The 20,982-nt window shown below is 70.5% G+C and carries 20 protein-coding genes and 1 pseudogene; 2 read left to right on the forward strand and 19 right to left on the reverse strand.

From position 1 onward, the window contains the following. Positions 1 to 38: 38 nt before the first annotated feature. A complete protein-coding gene (locus ACFYV5_RS23710; RefSeq protein WP_389171555.1) occupies positions 39 to 971 on the forward strand; it encodes an ADP-ribosylglycohydrolase family protein in 933 nt (310 codons plus the stop codon). Between the two features lie 5 nt (positions 972 to 976). On the opposite strand, the gene ACFYV5_RS23715 is transcribed toward ACFYV5_RS23710, so the two are convergent. From ACFYV5_RS23715 to ACFYV5_RS23780, 14 genes are all read right to left on the reverse strand, one after another. After that, positions 977 to 2,119: a winged helix DNA-binding domain-containing protein gene (locus ACFYV5_RS23715; RefSeq protein WP_355111973.1), complete on the reverse strand. Its 1,143-nt coding sequence runs from the start codon at positions 2,117 to 2,119 to the stop codon at positions 977 to 979. Between the two features lie 14 nt (positions 2,120 to 2,133). Next, positions 2,134 to 3,516 carry a cytochrome P450 gene (locus ACFYV5_RS23720; protein ID WP_389171559.1) on the reverse strand — a complete coding sequence of 461 codons (1,383 nt, stop codon included), beginning with the start codon at positions 3,514 to 3,516 and terminating at the stop codon, positions 2,134 to 2,136. Positions 3,517 to 3,728: 212 nt separating this feature from the next. Continuing rightward, a complete protein-coding gene (locus ACFYV5_RS23725; protein ID WP_389171562.1) occupies positions 3,729 to 6,557 on the reverse strand; it encodes a DEAD/DEAH box helicase in 2,829 nt (942 codons plus the stop codon). A 56-nt stretch (positions 6,558 to 6,613) separates the two neighbouring features. Next, complete coding sequence (locus tag ACFYV5_RS23730) at positions 6,614 to 7,528, reverse strand: diacylglycerol kinase (RefSeq protein WP_389171565.1); 915 nt, start codon at positions 7,526 to 7,528, stop codon at positions 6,614 to 6,616. Positions 7,529 to 7,571: 43 nt separating this feature from the next. Then, the gene (tatC, locus tag ACFYV5_RS23735) at positions 7,572 to 8,474 is read right to left on the reverse strand and encodes a twin-arginine translocase subunit TatC (RefSeq protein WP_355112085.1); all 903 of its coding nucleotides are present in this window, start codon (positions 8,472 to 8,474) and stop codon (positions 7,572 to 7,574) included. Positions 8,475 to 8,579: 105 nt separating this feature from the next. Further along, the gene (gene tatA / locus ACFYV5_RS23740) at positions 8,580 to 8,867 is read right to left on the reverse strand and encodes a Sec-independent protein translocase subunit TatA (protein ID WP_355111980.1); all 288 of its coding nucleotides are present in this window, start codon (positions 8,865 to 8,867) and stop codon (positions 8,580 to 8,582) included. A gap of 184 nt (positions 8,868 to 9,051) precedes the next feature. Further along, positions 9,052 to 9,249 (reverse strand): hypothetical protein, encoded by a 198-nt coding sequence (locus ACFYV5_RS23745; protein ID WP_355111982.1) that lies wholly within the window; start codon positions 9,247 to 9,249, stop codon positions 9,052 to 9,054. A 61-nt stretch (positions 9,250 to 9,310) separates the two neighbouring features. After that, entirely contained in the window at positions 9,311 to 9,574 is a 264-nt protein-coding gene (locus ACFYV5_RS23750; protein WP_355111984.1) for a hypothetical protein, read from the reverse strand. Positions 9,575 to 9,660: 86 nt separating this feature from the next. Then, a complete protein-coding gene (locus ACFYV5_RS23755) occupies positions 9,661 to 10,629 on the reverse strand; it encodes a WYL domain-containing protein (protein WP_355111986.1) in 969 nt (322 codons plus the stop codon). A gap of 16 nt (positions 10,630 to 10,645) precedes the next feature. Next, entirely contained in the window at positions 10,646 to 11,602 is a 957-nt protein-coding gene (locus tag ACFYV5_RS23760) for a helix-turn-helix transcriptional regulator (RefSeq protein ID WP_389171571.1), read from the reverse strand. A 147-nt stretch (positions 11,603 to 11,749) separates the two neighbouring features. Beyond that, a complete protein-coding gene (locus ACFYV5_RS23765) occupies positions 11,750 to 12,130 on the reverse strand; it encodes an FKBP-type peptidyl-prolyl cis-trans isomerase (RefSeq protein WP_355111990.1) in 381 nt (126 codons plus the stop codon). A gap of 61 nt (positions 12,131 to 12,191) precedes the next feature. Further along, a complete protein-coding gene (locus ACFYV5_RS23770; RefSeq protein ID WP_389171574.1) occupies positions 12,192 to 13,130 on the reverse strand; it encodes an FKBP-type peptidyl-prolyl cis-trans isomerase in 939 nt (312 codons plus the stop codon). 118 nt (positions 13,131 to 13,248) lie between these two features. Continuing rightward, positions 13,249 to 14,610 carry a Pup--protein ligase gene (gene pafA / locus ACFYV5_RS23775; protein WP_355111993.1) on the reverse strand — a complete coding sequence of 454 codons (1,362 nt, stop codon included), beginning with the start codon at positions 14,608 to 14,610 and terminating at the stop codon, positions 13,249 to 13,251. Positions 14,611 to 14,619: 9 nt separating this feature from the next. Beyond that, positions 14,620 to 15,942: an MFS transporter gene (locus ACFYV5_RS23780; protein ID WP_389171577.1), complete on the reverse strand. Its 1,323-nt coding sequence runs from the start codon at positions 15,940 to 15,942 to the stop codon at positions 14,620 to 14,622. A 125-nt stretch (positions 15,943 to 16,067) separates the two neighbouring features. On the opposite strand from ACFYV5_RS23780, the gene ACFYV5_RS23785 reads away from it, so the two are divergent. Further along, on the forward strand, positions 16,068 to 17,084 hold the full coding sequence (locus ACFYV5_RS23785; RefSeq protein ID WP_389171580.1) for a LacI family DNA-binding transcriptional regulator: 1,017 nt from the start codon (positions 16,068 to 16,070) through the stop codon (positions 17,082 to 17,084). A gap of 60 nt (positions 17,085 to 17,144) precedes the next feature. Here the strand turns inward: ACFYV5_RS23785 and prcA are convergent, their stop codons facing one another. The 5 genes and pseudogenes from prcA to dop form a co-directional block, all read right to left on the reverse strand. Next, positions 17,145 to 17,906 (reverse strand): proteasome subunit alpha, encoded by a 762-nt coding sequence (gene prcA, locus ACFYV5_RS23790; RefSeq protein ID WP_355111998.1) that lies wholly within the window; start codon positions 17,904 to 17,906, stop codon positions 17,145 to 17,147. Positions 17,907 to 17,951: 45 nt separating this feature from the next. Then, positions 17,952 to 18,791: a proteasome subunit beta gene (gene prcB / locus ACFYV5_RS23795; protein ID WP_389171583.1), complete on the reverse strand. Its 840-nt coding sequence runs from the start codon at positions 18,789 to 18,791 to the stop codon at positions 17,952 to 17,954. Continuing rightward, a pseudogene (locus ACFYV5_RS23800) lies at positions 18,743 to 18,926 on the reverse strand (endonuclease domain-containing protein); the annotation flags it as partial. The pseudogene ACFYV5_RS23800 and the gene prcB, both read right to left, overlap by 49 nt. A 136-nt stretch (positions 18,927 to 19,062) precedes the next feature. Continuing rightward, positions 19,063 to 19,275, reverse strand: a complete 213-nt coding sequence (locus ACFYV5_RS23805) for a ubiquitin-like protein Pup (RefSeq protein ID WP_215071186.1) — start codon at positions 19,273 to 19,275, stop codon at positions 19,063 to 19,065. 158 nt (positions 19,276 to 19,433) lie between these two features. Beyond that, positions 19,434 to 20,945, reverse strand: coding sequence for a depupylase/deamidase Dop (gene dop, locus ACFYV5_RS23810; RefSeq protein ID WP_355112002.1), 1,512 nt, complete (start codon positions 20,943 to 20,945; stop codon positions 19,434 to 19,436). Between the last annotated feature and the right edge of the window lie 37 nt (positions 20,946 to 20,982).

Below are 20,982 nucleotides of genomic sequence, written 5' to 3' on the forward strand. Positions count from 1 at the left end.
GCTGTCGTGGTGCGCGAGGCGCCTCCTAGGCTGTCGTGATGCGAATGATCGACCGTGCCGTCGGCGCCGTGCTCGGCTCCGCCGTGGGCGACGCGCTGGGCGCGCCCTTCGAGTTCGGGCTGCCGGGCGTCTTCCGGGAACACTCTCCCGACGGCGTCGGCGTGATGTGCGGGGGCGGCGGCTGGGACCCGGGCGAGGCCACCGATGACACGCAGATGGCCGTTCTGGTCGGGGAGTCGCTCCTCGACCGGGGCGGCCTGCACCTGCCGGACGTCTTCGACCGGTTCCGCCGCTGGGCGGTGTCGGACCCGAAGGACATCGGCCTGCAGACCGAGGACGTCCTGACGAGCGGCGACCCGTGGGACAGGGCAGCCGCCCTCCACTTCCAGGTCAACGGCCGCGCGGCGGGCAACGGTTCCCTGATGCGCGCGTCCACATCGGCGGTCTACTTCGCGGGGGCCGGGCGCGAGGCCACCATGGCGGCCGCCCGCCGCATCGCGGCCCTCACCCACGGCGACGGCGCGGCGTGGGAGGGTACGGCCGTCCTCCATGACCTCGTCCGGGTCGCCCTGCTCGGCGACGATCCGCTCGCGGCCCTGCCCACCGCCCTCGCCGCCGTCGCCGCACCCCACCGTGAGCGCTGGTCGAGGGTCCTCTCCCCCGGCTGGCACCCGGACGAGGCCACCGAGTTCAACGGCGCGGTCTGGCCCTGCCTGGGCTCCGCGGTCTGGGCCCTGCGTACGACGGACTCGTTCGAGCAGGCCGTCTGCGCGGCGATCGACCTGGGCGGCGACACGGACACCGTGGCCGCGGTCACCGGCACCCTCGCCGGCGCGGTGTACGGCGACTCCGCCATCCCCGCCCGCTGGACGGATCCGCTCCACGTCCCCCTCCCGGGCTTCGACGACCGGGTCCTGCACGCGGAGGACCTGCGCGACCTGGCAACCCGCCTGAGCGCCCCCGCCCCGTAGCCCTCTCACGCCCCGGGCAGCAGCCGGGTCCCGGCGTTCGGCAGCTTGCTCCACCAGTGGCCGTAGCGGCGGTACACCGCCGGTTCGCGGTCGGAGAGGAAGGCCACCAGCGCGCGGGCCTCCTCAGCGAGTCCCTCCCACACCTCGTCCGGCAGTTCGTGGAACGCGGTCGCCTCGATCCCTCCTTCGGTCGGGCGCCACACGCCGGCGACGTATCCGTCGACCAGCAGGGTCGGCAGCACGTCTCCGTTCCGGCGGATGACGAGTGCGCGGTAGTCGGGCGGTATGACCCGGCCCCGGTCGGCGTAGGCCAGCAGGGTGCTGTCCCACATGGCCATCAGCCGCGGCGGGGCGGGCGCGTCCTCGTCCGGTCGCGGTCCGCCCGGCACGTCGAAGAGCTCCTCACCGTCCGGCCCCTCGCACCGCTCGAGCCGGTCGGTCAGCGCGCCCAGGGCCTTCCTGACCCGGGCCCGCTGGACCAGCCCGAACTGCGCCACGTCCGCCACCGACGCCGGCCCGAACCCTTGGAGATAGCGTAGGACCAGCGTGCGCAGGGCGGCGTCGGACACCTCCGGCTCCGGCGGCGCCGGAGGGTCGGGCGGTGCGACGTACGCGGGACGTTCCCCGAACGACCACGGTGGCGTGGTGGGCGCGTGCAGCAGCGGCGTGTAGTGCCGCAGCCCCCACCATGCCCCCGACTTCGGTGCGGCGCCCACCCGTTGCTCGAGCCATGCCTCGTACTCCGCGTTCGTCCGGGGCCGGTCGGCGAACGCCAGCAGCTCCGGGACGAGCGCGTCGGCGTCCGCCGCGGTCAGACCCGACGCCGTGAAACGGCTGCCGAGCCTCCCGGCCCTCAACAGCGGATGCACCGCCTCCCGGAACGGCCGGTAGTCGTCCGCGTGCACGGCATGCAGGGTGATCCGCATGAGTGTCGACTTGACGACCGTCCCGAGGGCGAAGGCGTCGTCGAGGTCGGCCGGGTCGAAGGCGACGGTCCTGTTCCACAGCGCGAGGTACGGCGAAGCGGCTTGCTGGGCCTGCAGCGCCACGACCCGCTGTACCGCCTCTGCGGCGCCGAGCTTCTCGCGCCGCAGCAGCAATTGCCGGGCCAGCGTCGAGCGGTTGAGCCCCCGTGCCGTGATCTTCATACCGCGATCATTCCTCACCGGCGCGTTCGGACCGTGGCATGGACCTCCCGGTCCGGCTGGAGCGTCAGGCTCGGTACGGGACGTATCTCCCCCGGGTCGAGGTCGAGACGGAACCGGCGGGCGAGGACGGCGAGGACGAGGACGGCCTCGACCATGGCGAACCGTGTTCCCAGGCAGACGCGCGGCCCGCCGCCGAACGGGAACCAGGCGTACTCGGGTATCTCCTCGGCGTTCTCGCCCTCCGCCGTGCCCCAGCGCTCGGGCCGGAACTCCTCTGGGTCGGCGAACCAACGGCCGTCCCGGTGGGTGACCCACTGGCTGCTCCACACCCGCGTCCCGGCCGGGATCGGTATGCCGCCGAGGGTCGCGCCCTCCTTGGCGATGCCGGTGAGGAGCCAGATGGTCGGGTAGAGCCGCAGGGTCTCCTTCACGACGGCCTGGGTGTAGGTCAGTCGGGCGTAGTCGTCGAAGCCGGGCTCGTGGTCGCCAAGAACGCGGTCGAGTTCTTCGGTGAGCGCCTCGCGCACCCGGGGGTTGCGGGAGAGCAGGTGCCACGCCCAGACGAGGGTGGAGCTGGTGGTCTCGTGCCCGCCGATGTAGAGGGTGACGGTCTCGTCGCGGATCTCCTGGTCGGAGAGGTGGGCCCCGGTCTCGTCCTGGGCGGCGAGGAGCCTGCTGAGCAGATCGGGGCGTTCGGTGTCGCCCTCGCGGTGGCGGGCGACGACCCGGGAGACCTCCGCGTCGATGACGGCCGTGGCGCGCTTGATGCGTGCGCGTCCCGGGGTGGGTACCCAGTCGGGCAGCAGGGCACCGATGCCGCTGAACTCGGCGCCTATCTCCTTCTGGGCGACGTCCATGGCGCGGCCGATGGCGTCGGCGTCGGCCGCGGTGTCGACGCCGAAGATCGTCCGGACGGCGATGAGTTGGGTGAGGGTTGCCATCTCCTTCTTGACGTCGATGCGCTGTCCGTCGCTCCACCGGTCGGCGAGGTCGGTGGCGCACTCGGCCATGGTGGCGGCGTAGGACCGTACCTGCTTCGGCCGGACGGAGGGCTGGACGAGGGAGCGCTTGCGGCGCCAGTCGGCGCCCTTGGCGACGACGACTCCGTTGCCGAGCAGCGTGCGGAAGGCGATACCGAGGTCGGGCTGGTCGAAGGTGCGCTCGACCTCGGTGAGAAGTTCGCCGATGGTGTCGGGGTGGGCGATGAAGAGGGCGGGACCCGGCCCGAATCGCCAGCTGACGAAGTCGCCGCGTGCGCGCAGCCGCTCGAAGAAGGCGAGCGGGTCCTTGCCGAATTCCGGCAGGTTTCCGAGCAGCGGTACGCCTCGTGGCCCCGGCACGATCGTGTGTCCGCCGGCGGTCTCCTCGACCGCGGCCGGACCGGTTTGCGTGGTCACGTGCGTCCCCTCCCAGCGGTACTGCCCTGTGTGTGACTCCATGGAATCGGAGAGGTCCGACAGTCCGCCACCCCTGTGGACAACGACCTGTGGACAACAGGGACGAAGACGGGCGGGCACGCCAAGGGCCCGTGGCATCGACCACGGGCCCCGGCAGGCGCGTTCAGGAGACGGCTCGGATCAACCGGCAGGTCAGGTCAGGTCAGGTCAGGTCAGGTCACCGAGCTGTAGGCGACGACGCCCCTCAGCAGCGAATCCACCGCCTTGCGCGCGTTCTTGGCGACCGTGCTGTTCTCCTTGGGCGCGGCGGCGGCGATCTGTCCGAGGACGTCGATGACCTGCTTGCACCAGCGGACGAAGTCGCCGGCGGGCATCTCGGCCTCGCGCAGGACCTCGTCGAGTCCCCTGTCGGATGCCCACTGGTGAGCGGCCCAGGCAAAGCCGAGGTCGGGTTCGCGCTGGCCGACGCCCTCCGCCTGATGGATCCTGAACTCCTCCTCCAGCGCGTCGAGTCGACCCCAGATGCGCACCATCTCACCCAGGGCGGCCTTCGCCTTTCCGGTGGGGAGCTTCGGCGCCACGGCGTCGTCCGCCTGCCGCGCCTCGTACACCAACGCCGAGACGCAGGCGGCGAGTTCGGCCGGGTTCAGGCCCTCCCAGACACCTTCGCGCAGGCATTCGCTGGCCAGCAGGTCGAGTTCGCCGTAGAGCCGGGCGAGCCGCTTGCCGTTGTCCGTGACGTCGTCGCCCCGTAGGTAGTCGAGCTCGGTGAGGAGCGCGACGATCCGGTCGAAGGTGCGCGCGATGGTGTTGGTGCGGCCTTCGATACGCCGCTCCAACTGCCGGGTGTCACGCTGCAGCCGGTGATAACGCTCGGCCCAGCGGGCGTGGTCCTCGCGCTCGTCGCACCCGTGACAGGGGTGGGCGCGGAGCGCCGTGCGCAGCCGGGCGATCTCGCGGTCGTCCGCGGCCGGCGAACGATCCCTGCGGTGCCGCTCGGGGTTGATGTGTCCGGCCTTGGTGCGCAGGGCGGAGGCGAGGTCCCGCCGGGACTGCGGGGAGCGCGGGTTGAAGGACTTGGGGATCCTCATACGCTCCATGGCCTCGACCGGGATCGGGAAGTCGATCGACGCGAGCCGCTTGACCTGCCGTTCGGCGGTGAGCACGAGCGGGCGGGGCCCGTCGTGGTGCTCGAAGCCGCGGTGGCCGTTGGTCCGCCCGGCGGGGATACCGGGGTCGAGGACGAGGGCGAGTCCGGCGAACTTGCCCGTGGGGACGTGGATGACGTCGCCGGGCTTGAGCTTCTCCAGGGAGGCGGCGGCCTGGACGCGGCGCTGCGCGGCGCCCTGCTTGGCCAGTTCGGTCTCGCGGTCCTTGAGGTCGCGGCGCAGCCGCGCGTACTCCTCGAAGTCGCCGAGGTGGCAGGTCATGCCCGCCTTGTAGCCCTCGAGGCCCTCTTCGTTCTTCTGGACCTGGCGGGAGATGCCGACGACGGACCGGTCGGCCTGGAACTGCGCGAAGGAGGTCTCGAGCAGCTCGCGGGAGCGATGGCGCCCGAACTGGTCGACCAGGTTGACGGCCATGTTGTACGAGGGCTTGAAGCTGGAGCGCAGCGGATACGTGCGCGTGCCCGCGAGCCCGGCGAGGTGACCCGGGTCGAGCCCGCGCTGCCAGAGGACCACGGCATGGCCCTCGACGTCGATGCCACGGCGCCCCGCGCGTCCGGTGAGCTGGGTGTACTCGCCGGGCGTGATGTCGGCGTGCTGCTCGCCGTTCCACTTGACGAGCTTCTCCAGGACCACGGACCGGGCGGGCATGTTGATGCCCAACGCGAGGGTCTCCGTGGCGAAGACGGCCTTGACCAGTCCGCGTACGAAGAGCTCCTCGACGACTTCCTTGAAGGTGGGGAGCATGCCGGCGTGGTGGGCGGCGATGCCGCGCTCCAGGGCTTCCAGCCACTCGTAGTACCCGAGGACGTGGAGGTCCTCGGTGGGGATGGAGGCGGTGCGCTCCTCGACGATCTCGCGGACCCGCTCCCGTGCGTCGTCGTCGTTGAGCCGCAGCCCGGCGTACAGACACTGCTGGACGGCGGCCTCGCAGGCGGCCCGGCTGAAGATGAAGGTGATGGCGGGCAGCAGCCCCTCGGCGTCGAGACGCTCGATGACCTCGGGCCGGCCGGGCGTCCAGATACGGGAGCGCTGGCGGCGCTCGCGCTCGCGGTCCGCCTCGCGGACCATCTTGCCGCGCCGTCGCTCCCGCGGGTTGTACGTGCGGGTGTTCTCGGTGCGGGCGAGCCGCATCAGATCGGGGTTGACCTCGCGGCGGGAGGCGGCGCGGCCGCCGTGGTCGGTCTCCTCCTCGAAGAGGTCGTACATCCGGCGTCCGGCAAGGACGTGCTGCCAGAGCGGCACGGGACGGCTCTCGGACACGATGACCTCGGTGTCGCCGCGCACCGTGTCGAGCCAGTCGCCGAACTCCTCCGCGTTGGAGACGGTCGCGGAGAGCGAGACGAGGGTGACGGACTCGGGGAGGTGGATGATCACTTCCTCCCAGACGGCGCCGCGGAAGCGGTCCGAGAGGTAGTGGACCTCGTCCATGACCACATAGCCGAGGCCGCTGAGGGCCTGCGACCCCGCGTACAGCATGTTGCGGAGGACTTCGGTGGTCATGACGATGATCGGGGCATCGCCGTTGATGCTGTTGTCGCCGGTGAGGAGGCCGACCTTGCCCGGTCCGTACCGCTTGACCAGGTCGGCGTACTTCTGGTTCGACAACGCCTTGATGGGCGTCGTGTAGAAGCACTTGCGCCCTTGGAGCAGGGCGAGGTGGACGGCGAATTCGCCGACGATGGTCTTGCCCGAGCCCGTGGGGGCGGCGACGAGCACGCCTTTGCCCGCCTCGAGGGCCTGGCAGGCCTCGATCTGGAAGGGATCCAGACCGAACTCGTACATCTCGCGGAAGGGGGCCAGCGCCGTGGCCTGCTCGGCGTTCCGGGCCCGAGCAGCTGCGTACGCTTCGGCTGGTGTGAGGTCCTCTGTCATCTTACTGTCGAGCCTACCCGCCACCTCTGACACTGACGCGATCTTTAATGACCGCCTCATCTCCGCCCGGATGCGTGGTCCTCGGGGGCCAGGACGCGCAGCGCACCCGGTACGCACGTGGCGGTCAGCGGCAGCGGTCCCAGGGGCTCGCCGTCGGCGTAGCCGGTGATGCCGGGGGCGTCGAGGGTGAGGGCCCGGACGCGGTGCAAGGTGACCTTGGGGTGGTCGAGGTGGGTGCCGCGGTAGACCCGGGGGAAGACCTTGATCAGGGTCGTACGGGAGCAGTCGCCGACGACGGTCACGTCGAAGAGGCCGTCGTCGATGCGCGCCCCGGCGCAGATGCGCATGCCACCCCCGTACGAGCTGCCGTTCCCGACGGCGACGAGCGTGGCCTCGACCTGTCGCTCGGTGGAGTCGTCGAGGGTGAGGCGGTACGGCACGGGCCGGAAGGCGGCGAGCTCGGCGATCATGGCGAGGTCGTACCTGAAGCGTCCGACGGGCAGCCTCATGCGGTTGCCGCGGTCGTTGACCCGGGAGTCGAAGCCGGAGGCGAGGACGGTCCCGAACCAGCGGTCGCCGACCCTGCCGAGGTCGATGTCCCGCCCGCCGCCGCCCTTGAGGATTTCGGCGGCGAGCCGGCCGGCGGCCGCCGGCTCGCGTACGGGCAGGCCGAGGGTGCGGGCGAAGTCGTTTCCGGTCCCGACGGCGACCACGCCGAGCGGCGTACGGGTGCCGGCGAGGGCCTGGAGGGCGAGCGAGACCATGCCGTCACCACCGACCGCGACGAGCGCGCCGGTTCCCCCGGCGACGGCCTCGCGGGCGCGCCGCAGGGCATCGTCGGCGTCGGCGCCGAGGACCGTACGGACCGAGAATCCGGCGTCCCTCAGTGCGCGGGCGGCCGGCTGCGCGGCGTGCGCGCCCCGGCCGCGTCCCGCGGTGGGGTTGACGAAGAGGGTGATCTCGCTGGTCATGGGTGTCCCCCCGGACGGACTCTGGGGGGAGGACCCTACAAGATCAGGTGATGTCGTCGTAACCGCTGGGCCGCAGCGACCTGCCGCCGTCGGCCTCGCCGCCGGCCTGCTCGGGCAGGGCGCGGGTGGCGCTGACGGGTTCGACGGATCCGACGGTCTCGGGAGTGAGGTCGAGGGCGGACGCCTCGTCGTCGTCGAGTTCGGCGTCGGGGTTCTTACGGGCCCGGCGGCGGTCGTTGACGAGCGAGAAGCCGACGGCACCGAAGTACAGGATGGTGATCGGCCCCGCGAGGGCGATCATGCCGACGGGGTCGGTGGTCGGGGTGATGATGGCGCCGAACACGAAGACGCCCATGATCACGCCACGCCACCAGCCGGCCATGCGGCGGCCGGTGAGGACTCCGGTGAGGTTCAGCATCACGAGGACGAGCGGAAGCTCGAAGGCGAGGCCGAAGACGAGCACCATGCGCAGGGTGAAGTCGAGGACGTCACCGAGGGAGAGGATGTTCGCCGATCCACCGGGCGTGAGGCTGATGAGGACCTTCACGCTGATGGGGAGGATGAGATACGCGAGGTAGGCACCGGCGGTGAACAGCGGGACCGCGGCGCCGACGAAGGCGTAGGTGTACTTCTTCTCGCTCTTGTGCAGGCCGGGCGCGATGAAGGCCCACAGCTGGTACAGCCAGATCGGGCTCGCGACGACGAGGCCGGTCACGAGGCTGACCTGGATCGTCGTGCTGAAGGGGGCGATCAGCGTGTTGAAGGAGACGATCGCGCAGTTTCCACCGTCGCTGGTGACGCCGGGCCCGCACTTGGGCACCGACTTCGTCAGGAACTGCATGAGCTCCTCGCTGTACACGAGGGCCACGACAGTGACCGCGGCGATGGCCAGCAGGCCCTTCGCCATGCGGTTGCGAAGTTCACGCAGGTGTTCCACGAGGGGCATCCGGCCCTCGGGATCCTTCTCCTGCTTGCGGGCAGACTTGAGCAACCCACGTCCTCATCTCGTGCGGCCGGCCGCCGCTCGGTGCGGCGGCCGCGGCGGACCGGGTCAGCGCTTGGTGGTGTCCGAGGGCTCGGTGACGGGACGCGAGCTGGTCACGTCGCCGGGCGCGGCCTGGATGGTGCGCGGGGCGGCCTGGTCCGGAGCGCCGGGGGTCGGCGGCTCGGCGGGGGCGGCGCTCTGCTGGTCGTCCGACTTCATCGCCTTGGCCTCGCTCTTGAGGATGCGGGCGGACTTGCCCAGCGAACGGGCCATGTCGGGCAGCTTCTTGGCGCCGAACAGCAGGATGATGACGACGAGGATGAGAATGATCTCGGTGGGGCCGAGCCTACCCATAGCTGTTTACCTTCTTCACCGAGGCGACATGGTGTGCGTGCCCGGCGGGTCGGACATGCGTCCGGCCACCGCGCTGTCTGCGATCGTAACCCGCAGGAGTAAACGCAGGGCAATGCCTGTGCATACTCGCGATTGCGGCCCGCGCACCCCATCGGGGCCGTCCTGTGCAGCGTACGGCACGTGCTCAGCGCAGTGCTTCGCCGGTTCGGGCGAGCCGGCCGGCGGCGTTTTCCAGGTCTTCGGCGGCGCGGTTGATGCGCTCGGTGGTCCGGGCCACCTGGCGGCCGAGCCGCTGGGCCTCGACGAAGACCTTGATGCCGAGGACGCCGAGGACGGCGATACCGAGGAATCCGAGAGCGATGGCGAGCATGGGCCAGAACATGTTCCGAGCCTAGACGCTGTGCGGCCCGGGGCAGGCTGTCGGGACGTCGGACGGCGGAACGTCAGACGGTGGAGTGCAGGCGCAGGGTACGGACGCCGCCGCCGGTGAGGAGCTCGACGATCCGTTCACCGGCGGGCTTGCGGACCGCGCTGCCGCACTCGGGACAGGTGAAGGAGTAGAAGGTGGTACGGCGGCTGGCGCCGATCGCGAGGCGCAGGGAACCCGCGGAGAGTTCGAAGCGGGCGCGGCAGTCGGGGCAGGCCGCCTTGAAGAGGACCGGTGCGATCGACGCCGTCATTCCGTGCATCACGGACATATCCCTCATCCCTCTCGGTTCCCGCGCTCTCGCGAATCCAACGACTCCACAGGCAACAGCGTCGACGCGGCGGGGAATGTCACATTCCCCCTGCGTCACTCCTGGCCGTCGTAGGCGGCGAGGGCCGCCGTCGCCGCCTCGCGGGCACTGTCGGCGAGGTCCTGGGGGGAGACGATCCGCCCGTCGCTGCCCAGCCGCAGCGCGAGGCGCCGCAGCGAGGCGGGGGCCGGCGTCCGCAGCGTGATGCGCAGTCCCCCGTCCGGCAGCTCGTCGGCCCGGTCGTGCGGGTAGTACTCCGCCACCCAGCGGCCGCCCGGTCCCACCTCGACGACGACCTCCGGGTCCTCGACGGACGGCTGGACCAGCCCCTCCGAGAGGTCGCGCAGCTCGATCTCGGGCGGGGCGGACTGCTCGTCCAGGATCCGGATCTCGGCGACGCGGTCGAGCCGGAAGGTACGGCGCGCCTCGGAGAGCCGGCACCACGCCTCCATGTATGTGTGGCCGACGGCGAAGAGCCGGATCGGATCCACCTCGCGCTCGGTCAGCTCGTCGCGAGCGGGCGAGTAATAGCGCACCCACAGCCGCCGGCGCTCCGAGATCGCCCGGTCCACCTCGGCGAAGACTCCGCCCTCGGACTCGAAGGTGACCGACAGCCGGGAACTGGCCCCAGCGGCCTCACCGGCCGCCGCCTCCAGCTTGGCGGTGGCACGCAGCAGTGCCTCACGATCGCTCTCCCGCAGACCGGGCAGCGTGGCCACCGCCCGCGCCGCCACCAGCAGGGCCGTCGCCTCGTCGGCGGCGAGCCGCAGCGGCTCGGCGGCTTCCGCGCCGAGGGCGCCCGGGTTGCGCCACCAGATCCGGTCGCCGTCGGTGTCGATGTCGAGCAGATCGCCACCGCGGAAGCTCGTCCCGCACATGGGCAGCACATCGAGGTCGGAGATCAGCTCGTCCTCGGTGATCCCGAAGGCGCGGGCGACGTCGGCGACATGTGCACCGGGCCGTTCCCGGAGGTAGGTGACGAGGGAGAGCATCCGCCTCGTCTGATCGATCGCGTTCGCAGCCATGCTGTACGTCTCCCCTTCAGCCCTTGGCCACGGCGCGCAGCCGGTCCACCACATCGGCCCGCAGATCCGCGGGCTCCAGTACGACGACATCGGGGCCGAACTCCACGAGCCAGGCGTCCAGACCGTGCCCGTACGGAATCTCCAGCTCGTCCCAGCCGTCCGTACCCTCGGTCACGGACTGGGCGCGAGCCCGCAGCGGATAGCCGCAGCCGGCGCGCAGCCGGATCCGGGCGGAGCGGGTCGCGGTCTCGCCCGCCCAGCTCTCGACGGTCTCGCGGACGGTCACGACGTCGGGCACCGGCGCGGTGAAGGCGCCGGCCCGCGAGCGGACCTTGCCGGTGATGCGGGAGAGCCGGAAGACGCGCTCGGCACCGCGGTCGCGGTCCCAGCCGGCCAGGTACCAGTGGCCGCGCCAGCACTCCAGGGTCCACGGCTCCACCTGGCGGGTCTCCGGACGGGCGGCCGTCGCCTTGCGGTACTCGAAGACGACGGGGCGCCGGTCACGGCAGGCCAGCATCAGCGGCTCGAAGGCCGTCTCGTGGACGGGGATGCGGGGCTCGAGCGCGCTGTGCTGGGCGTCGTACGAGTCCTCGGCCTCGGGCATCCCGGCGGCGCGCAGCTTCTGCAGGGCGCCGCTGGCCGCTCCGGCGAGGCGGGCCTGCTGCCACACCTTCGCGGCGAGGCCCAGCGCGGCGGCCTCCTCGGCGTCGAGCGTGATCGGCGGGAGGCGGTTGGAGTCGCGGCGGGCCAGATACCCGATCTCGCCCTCGAGGTTCTCGACCGTCTCGATGACCAGCCCGAGCTCGCGCAGATCGTCCTTGTCGCGCTCGAACATCCGGTTGAAGGCGTCATCGGCTCCGGCCTCGAGATAGGCCTCGATGGAGCCGCGGAGCTCACGCTTGCTCAGCGGGCGGCGGGTTCCGAGCAGACACAGCGCCAGGTTCATCAGCCGCTCGGCCTTGGCAATCGCCATCGACGCCCTGCACCTCTTCTGCCGGATTGACTTCTCGGACATCCGACCGTACCGCCCCGGGGTGTCGCGGCAAAAGCCGAGGGCCCACACCGAGCCCCCCGGACCAGGTCCGGGGATCGGTATGGGCCCTCCATGGACCAGAAGCGGTCAGCGCTTGGCGACGGCCACCAGGTCGCAGACGAAGATCAGGCTCTCGCCCGGCGCGATGGCGCTGCCCGCGCCACGGTCTCCGTACGCGAGCTTCGCGGGGATGACCAGCTGGCGGCGGCCGCCGACCTTCATACCCTGCACGCCCTTGTCCCAGCCCTGGATGACCTGGCCGACACCGAGCTGGAAGTCCAGCGGGTTGCCGCGGTTCCAGGAGGCGTCGAACTCCTCACCCGTGGAGAAGGCGACACCCACGTAGTGGACCTTGACGAAGTCGCCGGCTTCGGCGATCTCGCCGTCGCCCTCCCAGATGTCCTTGATCTCCAGGTCGGCCGGCGGCTCGCCGCCCGGGAAGTCGACCTCGGGCTTCTCGATGCTCACTGCAGTGTGCTCCTCAAACGGATGAACCGCGCAAACGATGAACTGCGCGACCTGGACAGTCTTACATCTTCGCCAGGATGTCGATGGCGAAGACCAGCGTGGAGTTCTTCGGAATCCCCTGCTGCTCCTTGTCCCCGAACGCCTCGGCCGGCGGGGCGACGATCAGGACGCGGCTGCCGACCTTCTTGCCGGTGATGCCGTCCTTCAGGCCCTTCAGCGTCAGCTGCGCCAGCGGGAAGTTCGCGGTCTTGCCCTGCGCGTACGTCGAGTCGAAGACCTTGCCGTCCTTCCACAGGGAGGCGACGTAGTTCACGACGACCGTGTCGGTGGCCTTGACGACCTCGCCCTTGGACTCCAGCACGTAGTTGGAGACGAGCTTGGTCGGCGGGTCGACCTTCGGAACCGTCACCGAGGGGGCCTTGCCGTCGGTGTTCGTACCGACCTTCGGCAGGTCCTTGTTCTCCTGGGCGACCTCGGTGCCCGCCGCGGACTTCGGGACCGTGGTGGCCTTCAGGATGTCCACGACGAAGACGAGGGTGGCGTTGGGCTTGATGTCACCCTGCCCCTGGGCCCCGTAACCGAGCTCCGGCGGGATGCCGATCTCGATACGGCTGCCGACCTTCTGGCCCTCCAGGCCCTGGTCCCAGCCCTTGATGACCTGGCCGGCGCCCAGGGTCAGCTCGAACGGCTGCCCGCGGTCGAAGCTGTTGTCGAAGGGGGTGTCCGAGTCCCAGGCCTGGCCCAGGTAGTTCACCTGGAGGGCGTCACCCTTCTTCGTGACCGCGCCGTCGCCCGCGCTGATCACATTGACCTTGAGGTCCTTGGGCGGTTCGCCCTCGCCCTTCGCGAGCGTGGGCTTCTCCCCGAACTTCTCACCCGCGGTGATGGCGGGCAGCCCGTTCTTCATCGAGGCGGAATCGGAGCCCTTGTCATCGCTGCCGCAGGCCGCTGTCGAGAGCAGCAGCAGCGGGACGACCAGTAGGCCGGCAAGTCGGCGCACGTGTTCCTCAGATCTCAGACGGCACAGTAGTTGCCCGATACTCTAGGGGACCGCCCGGACAGGCCAAGGGCCCCGCACGTCACACGCACGGGGCCCTGGCACTTCGTACGACGATGTCCTACATTCCGGCGATCAGCTTTTCCACCCGGTCGTCGACCGACCGGAACGGGTCCTTGCACAACACGGTGCGCTGCGCCTGGTCGTTGAGCTTGAGATGGACCCAGTCGACGGTGAAGTCCCGCCGCTGCTCCTGCGCGCGGCGGATGAAGTCGCCGCGCAGCCGCGCCCTGGTGGTCTGCGGGGGCACCGACTTGCCCTCGAAGATCTTCAGGTCGTTGCAGATCCGGGCCGCCTGGCCCTTCCTCTCCAGGAGGTAGTAGAGCCCGCGACGGCGGTGGATGTCGTGGTACGCGAGGTCTATCTGGGCGACCCGGGGATGCGACATGGTCATGTTGTTCTTCGCCCGGTACCGCTCGATGAGCTTGTACTTCATGACCCAGTCGATCTCGGTGCCGATCCGGTCGAGGTCCTCGGCCTCGATGGCGTCCAGCGTGCGGCCCCACAGCTCCAGGACCTGGGCGACCGTGCCCGTACGGATGCCGCGGCGGTCGACGAAGTCGGCGGCCTTCTCGTAGTACTCGCGCTGGACCTCCAGGGCGGAGGCCTCGCGGCCGCTGGCGAGCCGGACCTTGCGCTGGCCGGTGATGTCGTGGCTGACCTCCCGGATGGCCCGGATCGGGTTCTCCAGGGTCAGGTCGCGCATCACCGTGCCCGCCTCGATCATGCGGAGCACGAGGTCGGTGGCGCCGACCTTGAGCAGCATGGTCGTCTCGGACATGTTCGAGTCGCCGACGATGACGTGCAGCCGGCGGTAGCGCTCGGCGTCCGCGTGCGGCTCGTCACGGGTGTTGATGATCGGCCGGGAGCGGGTCGTCGCGGAGCTGACGCCCTCCCAGATGTGCTCGGCCCGCTGGGAGACGCAGAAGACCGCCCCGCGCGGGGTCTGGAGCACCTTTCCGGCGCCGCAGATGAGCTGTCGGGTGACGAGGAAGGGAATGAGGATGTCCGCGAGCCGGGAGAACTCTCCGTGGCGGGCGACGAGATAGTTCTCGTGGCAGCCGTAGGAGTTTCCCGCCGAGTCGGTGTTGTTCTTGAAGAGATAGACGTCGCCGGCGATTCCCTCCTCGTGCAGGCGGCGTTCGGCGTCGACGAGCAGGCCCTCGAGAATGCGTTCGCCCGCCTTGTCGTGCGTGACCAGTTCGGTCACGTTGTCGCATTCGGGAGTTGCGTATTCCGGATGCGAACCCACGTCGAGGTACAGGCGGGCGCCGTTCCGCAGGAAGACATTGCTGCTGCGGCCCCATGACACGACACGGCGGAAGAGGTAGCGCGCCACTTCGTCAGGTGACAGTCGGCGCTGTCCCCTGAACGTGCACGTGACGCCGTACTCGTTCTCCAGCCCGAAAATGCGGCGGTCCATGTCTGAACATTACGCCTGATGGCCTGAGCTGAAACCGGGTTCGACAGCCCCGTTTCGATCATTTTCCGATGGGTGCGTGTTCCTTTCGGCGTGTCCGGTGCTCCGGGCGGTACCGCTGACGGCGTGTCGCACGCTCCGGCCGGAAACCGTGAGGACCCGTCCGGTGGCCAGAAGCACGAGCAGGGCCACGAAGCCGCCGGCTCCGGCCACGGCGAAGCCCGCGGTGGTCCCGGCGAGTTCGACGGCCGGTCCCGCGACGGCCGAGCCGAGGGCCGCCCCCACACCGAAGGTGGTGACGAGCCAGGAGAAGGCCTCGGTGACGGTGCCGGCCGGCGCGTGCCGGTCGACGACGATGAAGCCGCAGGCGAGGGCGGGGGCGAGGAAGACGCCGGAGAGCGCGGCGAGGGCCGCCATCGGCACGACACCCGGCGTGAGCATGAGCGGCAGATAGCCGAGGGCGAGCAGCCCGATGATGACCCGCAGCCGCCGCTCGGGCGCGCCCGCCCAGCGCCGGGCACCGTAGAGGACACCGCCGATGAGCGCGCCGAGGCCGAGCGCGGCCATCAGCCAGCCGTAGGCCGCTTCGTTGCCCCGGTCGTCGGCGTAGGCGAGGCCCGCGACGGTGATGGAGCCGAGGGCGAGCCCGACGAAGAAGAACGAGCCGAGCAGGGCGAGCAGGCCGGGCGAGCGCAGGGCGCCGAGCCAGTGGGCCTCTCGGGGTGCTGAGCGCCACGCGCGCGAGGGCTCGGACAGGACGACGGAGAGCGCGCCGAGGACGCCGAGGAGGTTGATGACGAGGAGCGCGGCGGCCGGCGACCAGAGGGCGACCAGGAGGGTCACCAGCAACGGTCCGACGGTGAACATGACTTCCTGGGCGACGGCGTCCAGGGCGTAGGCCCGGTGGACCCGGTCCTCGCGGCCGAGCACGCTCGGCCACAGGGCGCGCAGTCCGCCTTCGAGGGGCGGCGTGAAGAGCCCGGCGACGACGACCGCCGCATAGGCGAGGACGAGGGGGCTGATTCCGGCCACGGCCAGGACGATCATGCCGAGGGCGGAGACGATCGCGGCGGGCAACTGGACGCGCGGCTGCCCCTTGAGGTCGACGGCCCGGCCCAGCAGGGGCTGGCCGACGGCGGTGGCGATCCCGTACGCGGCGGTGAGCCCGCCGGCCAGGCTGTAGCTGCCGCCCTCCGAGCGGACGAAGAGCACGATGGCGATGGGTCCCGTGCCGTTCGGGAGCCGGCCGACGAGGGTGCCGGTGAGCAGTCGCAGGGCGTGCGGCGCCCTGAGGATGTCGAGATAGCCGCCGCTCTCCTTGGCCTCGGTGGCCATGTCCATCTCCTCTCCCCCGGTACCCGGTCCGAGGTTTTACGTATAACTTGCGGCGTCATACGTACCATGGCGGGATCCCGCGGGTCCACCCCGCGGCCGGCAACCATCCCTCGCGGAGGCAACGAGTGCAGACCCCGGAACCCCCCAGCGCAGCGCGGCCCACCAGCCGGGACGTCGCCAGGGCCGCCGGAGTGTCCCAGGCCACGGTCTCCCTCGTGCTCGGCGACAAATGGCGCGGGCGTGTCTCCGCACGCACCGTCGAGGCCGTACGCGAGGCCGCCCGCGGCCTCGGATATCGGCCGAATCTCGCCGCCCGCAACCTCCGCCTCGGACACACCAGGACCGCGCTCCTCGTCGTCCCCGCCCTCACCAACGAGTTCTTCGCCCGCGTCTACACGGGCGCCGCCACCGTCGCCGCCCGGCACGGATTCGGCGTGGTCCTCTACCCGTCCCCCGACGGAGTCGGCCCCGCGAAGGACCCCTTCGCCTCCGCCCGCGCCGCACTCGACGGCGTCATTGCCTCCTCCATGGCCGCGGACGCCCTCGCGGCCTTCCGCGGCACCGACCTGCCGCTGGTCATGCTCGACAGCGACCCGTCCGACAGCGGCGCGGCCGCCCACGTCAACCTCGACATCGCGGACGGGATGCGCCAGGTCACCGGGCACCTCCTGGCGCTCGGCCACCGCCGCTTCGTCCATCTCGCCTCGGCCGTGCCGTCCTGGACCTTCGACGTACGCGCGGCCGCCCTCGCCGAGTCGCTGCGCGAGGTCTCCGTCCGCACCCTGCGCGCGCCCCTCGACGTGGACGGCGCCCGCGCCGTCGCCGAGCGCGCCCTCACCGGCCCCGGCCCACGGCCCACCGCCCTCGTCTGCGACGACGACATCCTCGCCGCCGGCGCCTGCAAGGCGGTACGCCGCCTCGGTCTGCGCGTCCCCGAGGACGTCTCCGTCACCGGCTTCGACGACCTGGCCCTCGCCACCGCCGTCGAACCGGAACTCACCACCGTCCGCCTCCCCGCCGAACGCATCGGGGAGCGCGGCATGGCCGCCCTCCTCACCGTCCTGGCGGGCGAGGCCCCCGAACCCGGCGATCTCCCGGTCACCCTCATGCCCCGCGGCTCCTCCGGCCCGGCACCGGCCTGAGCACGACGAAGCCCCGGCCCGCCGAAGCGGGCCGGGGCCGTCGAGTACGCGAGGGGGGAACTACTCCTCCGTGTCCTCCGGGATCTCGTCCGACGGCTCGTCCGTCCTGGCGATCGCCGCGTTGTCCGCCTCCAGCAGACGCACCAGCTGACGCCCGACGATCCGCTTGAACTTGCGCTGCTGCGGACGCGTACGGTCGAGGACCGCCACCTCGAGCCGCTCCGCGGGGATCTCCCGCTCGCTGCCGTTGGTGTCCCGCGACAGCGCCTGCACGGCGAGCTTCAGCGCCTCGGCGAGCGACATGCCGTCACGGTGCCGCTGGTCGAGGAAGCTGCTGATCTGTTCCGCGTTGCCGCCCACGGCGACCGAGCCGTGCTCGTCCACGATCGAGCCGTCGTGCGGCAGACGGTAGATCTGGTCGCCCTCGGGCTCCGCGCCGACCTCGGCGACGACCAGCTCCACCTCGTACGGCTTCTCCCCCGCGCTCGAGAAGATCGTGCCCAGCGTCTGCGCGTACACGTTCGCGAGGCCCCGGGCCGTCACGTCGTCCCGGTCGTAGGTGTAGCCCCGCAGGTCGGCGTAGCGCACACCGCCGATCCGCAGGTTCTCGTACTCGTTGTACTTACCCGCCGCGGCAAAACCGATCCGGTCGTAGATCTCGCTGAACTTGTGCAGCGCGCGGGACGGGTTCTCACCGACGAAGACGATGCCGTCGGTGTACTGAAGGACGACCAGACTGCGGCCGCGGGCGATGCCCTTGCGGGCGTACTCCGCCCGGTCGGCCATGGCCTGCTGGGGGGAGACGTAGAACGGAGTCGACACCGGCTACCCGTCCCTTTCTTCTGGGATTCTTCGGACGACGAGTGATCAGAGCAGGGCAGCGCGCGGACCGTCGGGCTGCTCCAGGCGCCGATCGGTGACCGAGCGGGCGACCACCGAGGACTCCTCCTCGGTGAGCCTGCGGAAGCCCTCGTCGGTGATGACGGTGACGATGGGGAAGATGTTGCGGTACAGGTCCGGGCCGCCGGTGGCCGAGTCGTCGTCGGCGGCGTCGTACAGCGCCTGCACGACCAGCGTCGTCGCCTGCTCCTCCGTCAGATCCGGGCGGTACAGCTTCTTCATGGAACCCCGGGCGAAGATCGAACCGGAGCCGGTCGCGGCGAAGCCGTGCTCCTCGGAGCGGCCGCCGGTCACGTCGTAGGAGAAGATCCGGCCCTTCTCCTTGCCCTCGTCCCAGCCGGCGAAGAGCGGCACGACGGCGAGGCCCTGCATGGCCATGCCCAGGTTGCCGCGGATCATGGTGGACAGGCGGTTCGCCTTGCCCTCCAGGGAGAGGGTCGTCCCCTCGACCTTCTCGAAGTGCTCCAGCTCCAGCTGGAACAGCTTCACCATCTCCACGGCGAGACCGGCGGTGCCGGCGATGCCCACGGCCGAGAACTCGTCGGCCGGGAACACCTTCTCGATGTCGCGCTGCGCGATCATGTTGCCCATGGTCGCCCGCCGGTCGCCGGCGAGCACCACGCCGCCGGGGAAGGTCGCGGCGACGATGGTGGTGCCGTGCGGCGCCTCGACGACCCCCTCGGGCAGCTTCCGGTTGCCCGGCAGCATCCCCGGCGAGTGGTCGGAGAGGAAGTCCATGAACGAGGACGATCCCGGCGTCAGGAAGGCAGCTGGTAGACGCCCGGTGCTACGAGTGTTGGCTTCCACGCGTGTCCCTCCAGATATGAAATGGCCCGACGAACGGTCGGGATCGTCTCCCAACAAGCCGATGGCCGTATCGCAGTTGAAGCACAGTACGCCACGGACCCTACCCGTCTTGTGACGGTGATCCACATGGACTTCGAGGGCAGCCGGCCGCACGGTTTCCCGGCCATCGCGCGCGACCGGACGGCGCGAGCAGCTCTGCCCGCACCGTCCGGCAACCGCCTGGGTCACCCCGCCTGGCCCGCCCCGGCCTTCGATCCGAAGGCGTGCGGCCCTACTGGCCACCCTTTTGCACGAAGGAACGCACGAAGTCCTCGGCGTTCTCCTCAAGCACGTCGTCGATCTCGTCCAGCACGGAGTCGACGTCGTCGCTCAGCTTCTCCTGGCGTTCCTTGAGGTCGGAGGTCTCCTCCGCGGTCGTCTCCTCGACCTCCTCCGTGGAACGCGTCGCCTTCTGCTGTCCGCCGCCGGTGTCCTTGGTCGCCATATCCCTCACCCCGCTCGAATCGGCCCGCTCGGTTGGGTCTCTCAAGATCAGACCCTACAAGCCAGGTCTGACATCGGCCCCGCAGTTTGGTACAACGTCCGGGCACTAGTCCCATGATTCCCAGTGCCCGGGCATTTCAGCCGTACATCGGCCGCAGATCAATTCCCGGACAGCACGCGCACCAGCTCCTCGGCCGTGCGGCAGCGGTCCAGCAGCTCCTTGACGTGGTTCCTGGTGCCCCGCAGCGGCTCCAGGGTCGGGACCCGCTGGAGGGAGTCGCGGCCCGGGAGGTCGAAGATCACCGAGTCCCAGGAGGCGGCCGCCACGTCGTCGGCGTACTGCTCAAGGCAGCGGCCTCGGAAATAGGCCCTGGTGTCCTCAGGAGGCTTTGTCTCGGCCCTTTCGACCTCTGCCTCGTCCAGGAGGCGCTTCATGCGCCCACGGGCCGCCAGACGGTTGTACAGGCCCTTCTCGGGGCGTACATCGGCGTACTGCAGGTCCACGAGGTGCAGCCGGGGCGCGTCCCACTCCAGGTTGTCGCGCTGCCGGTAACCCTCCATGAGCTCCCGCTTGGCGATCCAGTCCAGTTCGCCGGCCAGGCTCATCGGATCGTTCTCGAGCCGGTTGAGGGTGTCCTCCCAGCGGATCAGGACGTCCTTGGTCTGGTCGTCCGCGTCGGCGCCGAAGCGCTCCTCCACGTACTTCCTGGCCAGCTCGAAGTACTCCATCTGGAGCTGGACCGCGGTGAGTGTCCGGCCGCTGCGCAGCGTGACGAGGTGCCGCAGTGTCGGGTCGTGGGACACCTCGTGGAGCGTACGGACGGGCTGCTCGACGGCGAGGTCCACGTTGATGAAGGAGTCCTCGATCATCGAGAGGACCAGCGCCGTGGTGCCCAGCTTGAGGTAGGTGGAGATCTCCGAGAGGTTCGCGTCGCCGATGATCACGTGGAGGCGGCGGTACTTCTCGGCGTCCGCGTGGGGCTCGTCGCGGGTGTTGATGATCGGGCGCTTGAGCGTGGTCTCCAGGCCGACCTCGACCTCGAAGTAGTCGGCGCGCTGACTGATCTGGAAGCCGTGCTCACGGCCGTCCTGGCCGACGCCGACGCGGCCGGCGCCGGTGACGACCTGGCGGGAGACGAAGAAGGGCGTCAGGTGGCGCACGATGTCCGAGAAGGGGGTCTCCCGCTTCATCAGGTAGTTCTCGTGCGTGCCGTAAGAGGCACCCTTGTTGTCGGTGTTGTTCTTGTAGAGGTGGATGGGCTGGGCGCCGGGGAGCTGCGCGGCTCGTTCCGCGGCTTCCGCCATGATCCGCTCGCCGGCCTTGTCCCACAGGACGGCGTCGCGGGGGTTGGTGACCTCGGGGGCGCTGTATTCCGGGTGGGCGTGGTCGACGTAGAGCCGGGCTCCGTTGGTGAGGATCACGTTGGCCAGGCCGATGTCCTCGTCGGTGAGCTGGCTGGAGTCGGCGGCCTCACGGGCGAGGTCGAAGCCGCGGGCGTCCCGCAGCGGGTTCTCCTCCTCGAAATCCCAGCGGGCGCGGCGCGCCCGGTGCATCGCCGCCGCGTAGGCGTTGACGATCTGGGACGAGGTGAGCATGGCATTGGCGTTCGGGTGGCCCGGAACGGAGATCCCGTACTCCGTTTCGATGCCCATTACTCGCCGTACGGTCATGCGGCCCTCCTTGCCCGGCGGCGCTCCCCTTCGGGTG

The sequence above is a fragment of the Streptomyces sp. NPDC003035 genome, from assembly GCF_042888285.1.
Taxonomy (GTDB): domain Bacteria; phylum Actinomycetota; class Actinomycetes; order Streptomycetales; family Streptomycetaceae; genus Streptomyces.

Excerpts from the sequence above, each read along its gene's own strand:
- ACFYV5_RS23710 (WP_389171555.1), top strand. The coding sequence starts at position 39 with ATGCGAATGATCGACCGTGCCGTCGGCGCCGTGCTCGGCTCCGCCGTG.
- ACFYV5_RS23715 (WP_355111973.1), bottom strand. The coding sequence starts at position 2,119 with ATGAAGATCACGGCACGGGGGCTCAACCGCTCGACGCTGGCCCGGCAA.
- ACFYV5_RS23725 (WP_389171562.1), bottom strand. The coding sequence starts at position 6,557 with ATGACAGAGGACCTCACACCAGCCGAAGCGTACGCAGCTGCTCGGGCC.
- ACFYV5_RS23730 (WP_389171565.1), bottom strand. The coding sequence starts at position 7,528 with ATGACCAGCGAGATCACCCTCTTCGTCAACCCCACCGCGGGACGCGGC.
- tatC (WP_355112085.1), bottom strand. The coding sequence starts at position 8,474 with ATGCCCCTCGTGGAACACCTGCGTGAACTTCGCAACCGCATGGCGAAG.
- tatA (WP_355111980.1), bottom strand. The coding sequence starts at position 8,867 with ATGGGTAGGCTCGGCCCCACCGAGATCATTCTCATCCTCGTCGTCATC.
- ACFYV5_RS23745 (WP_355111982.1), bottom strand. The coding sequence starts at position 9,249 with ATGTTCTGGCCCATGCTCGCCATCGCTCTCGGATTCCTCGGTATCGCC.
- ACFYV5_RS23750 (WP_355111984.1), bottom strand. The coding sequence starts at position 9,574 with ATGAGGGATATGTCCGTGATGCACGGAATGACGGCGTCGATCGCACCG.
- ACFYV5_RS23755 (WP_355111986.1), bottom strand. The coding sequence starts at position 10,629 with ATGGCTGCGAACGCGATCGATCAGACGAGGCGGATGCTCTCCCTCGTC.
- ACFYV5_RS23760 (WP_389171571.1), bottom strand. The coding sequence starts at position 11,602 with ATGGCGATTGCCAAGGCCGAGCGGCTGATGAACCTGGCGCTGTGTCTG.
- pafA (WP_355111993.1), bottom strand. The coding sequence starts at position 14,610 with ATGGACCGCCGCATTTTCGGGCTGGAGAACGAGTACGGCGTCACGTGC.
- ACFYV5_RS23780 (WP_389171577.1), bottom strand. The coding sequence starts at position 15,942 with ATGGCCACCGAGGCCAAGGAGAGCGGCGGCTATCTCGACATCCTCAGG.
- ACFYV5_RS23805 (WP_215071186.1), bottom strand. The coding sequence starts at position 19,275 with ATGGCGACCAAGGACACCGGCGGCGGACAGCAGAAGGCGACGCGTTCC.
- dop (WP_355112002.1), bottom strand. The coding sequence starts at position 20,945 with ATGACCGTACGGCGAGTAATGGGCATCGAAACGGAGTACGGGATCTCC.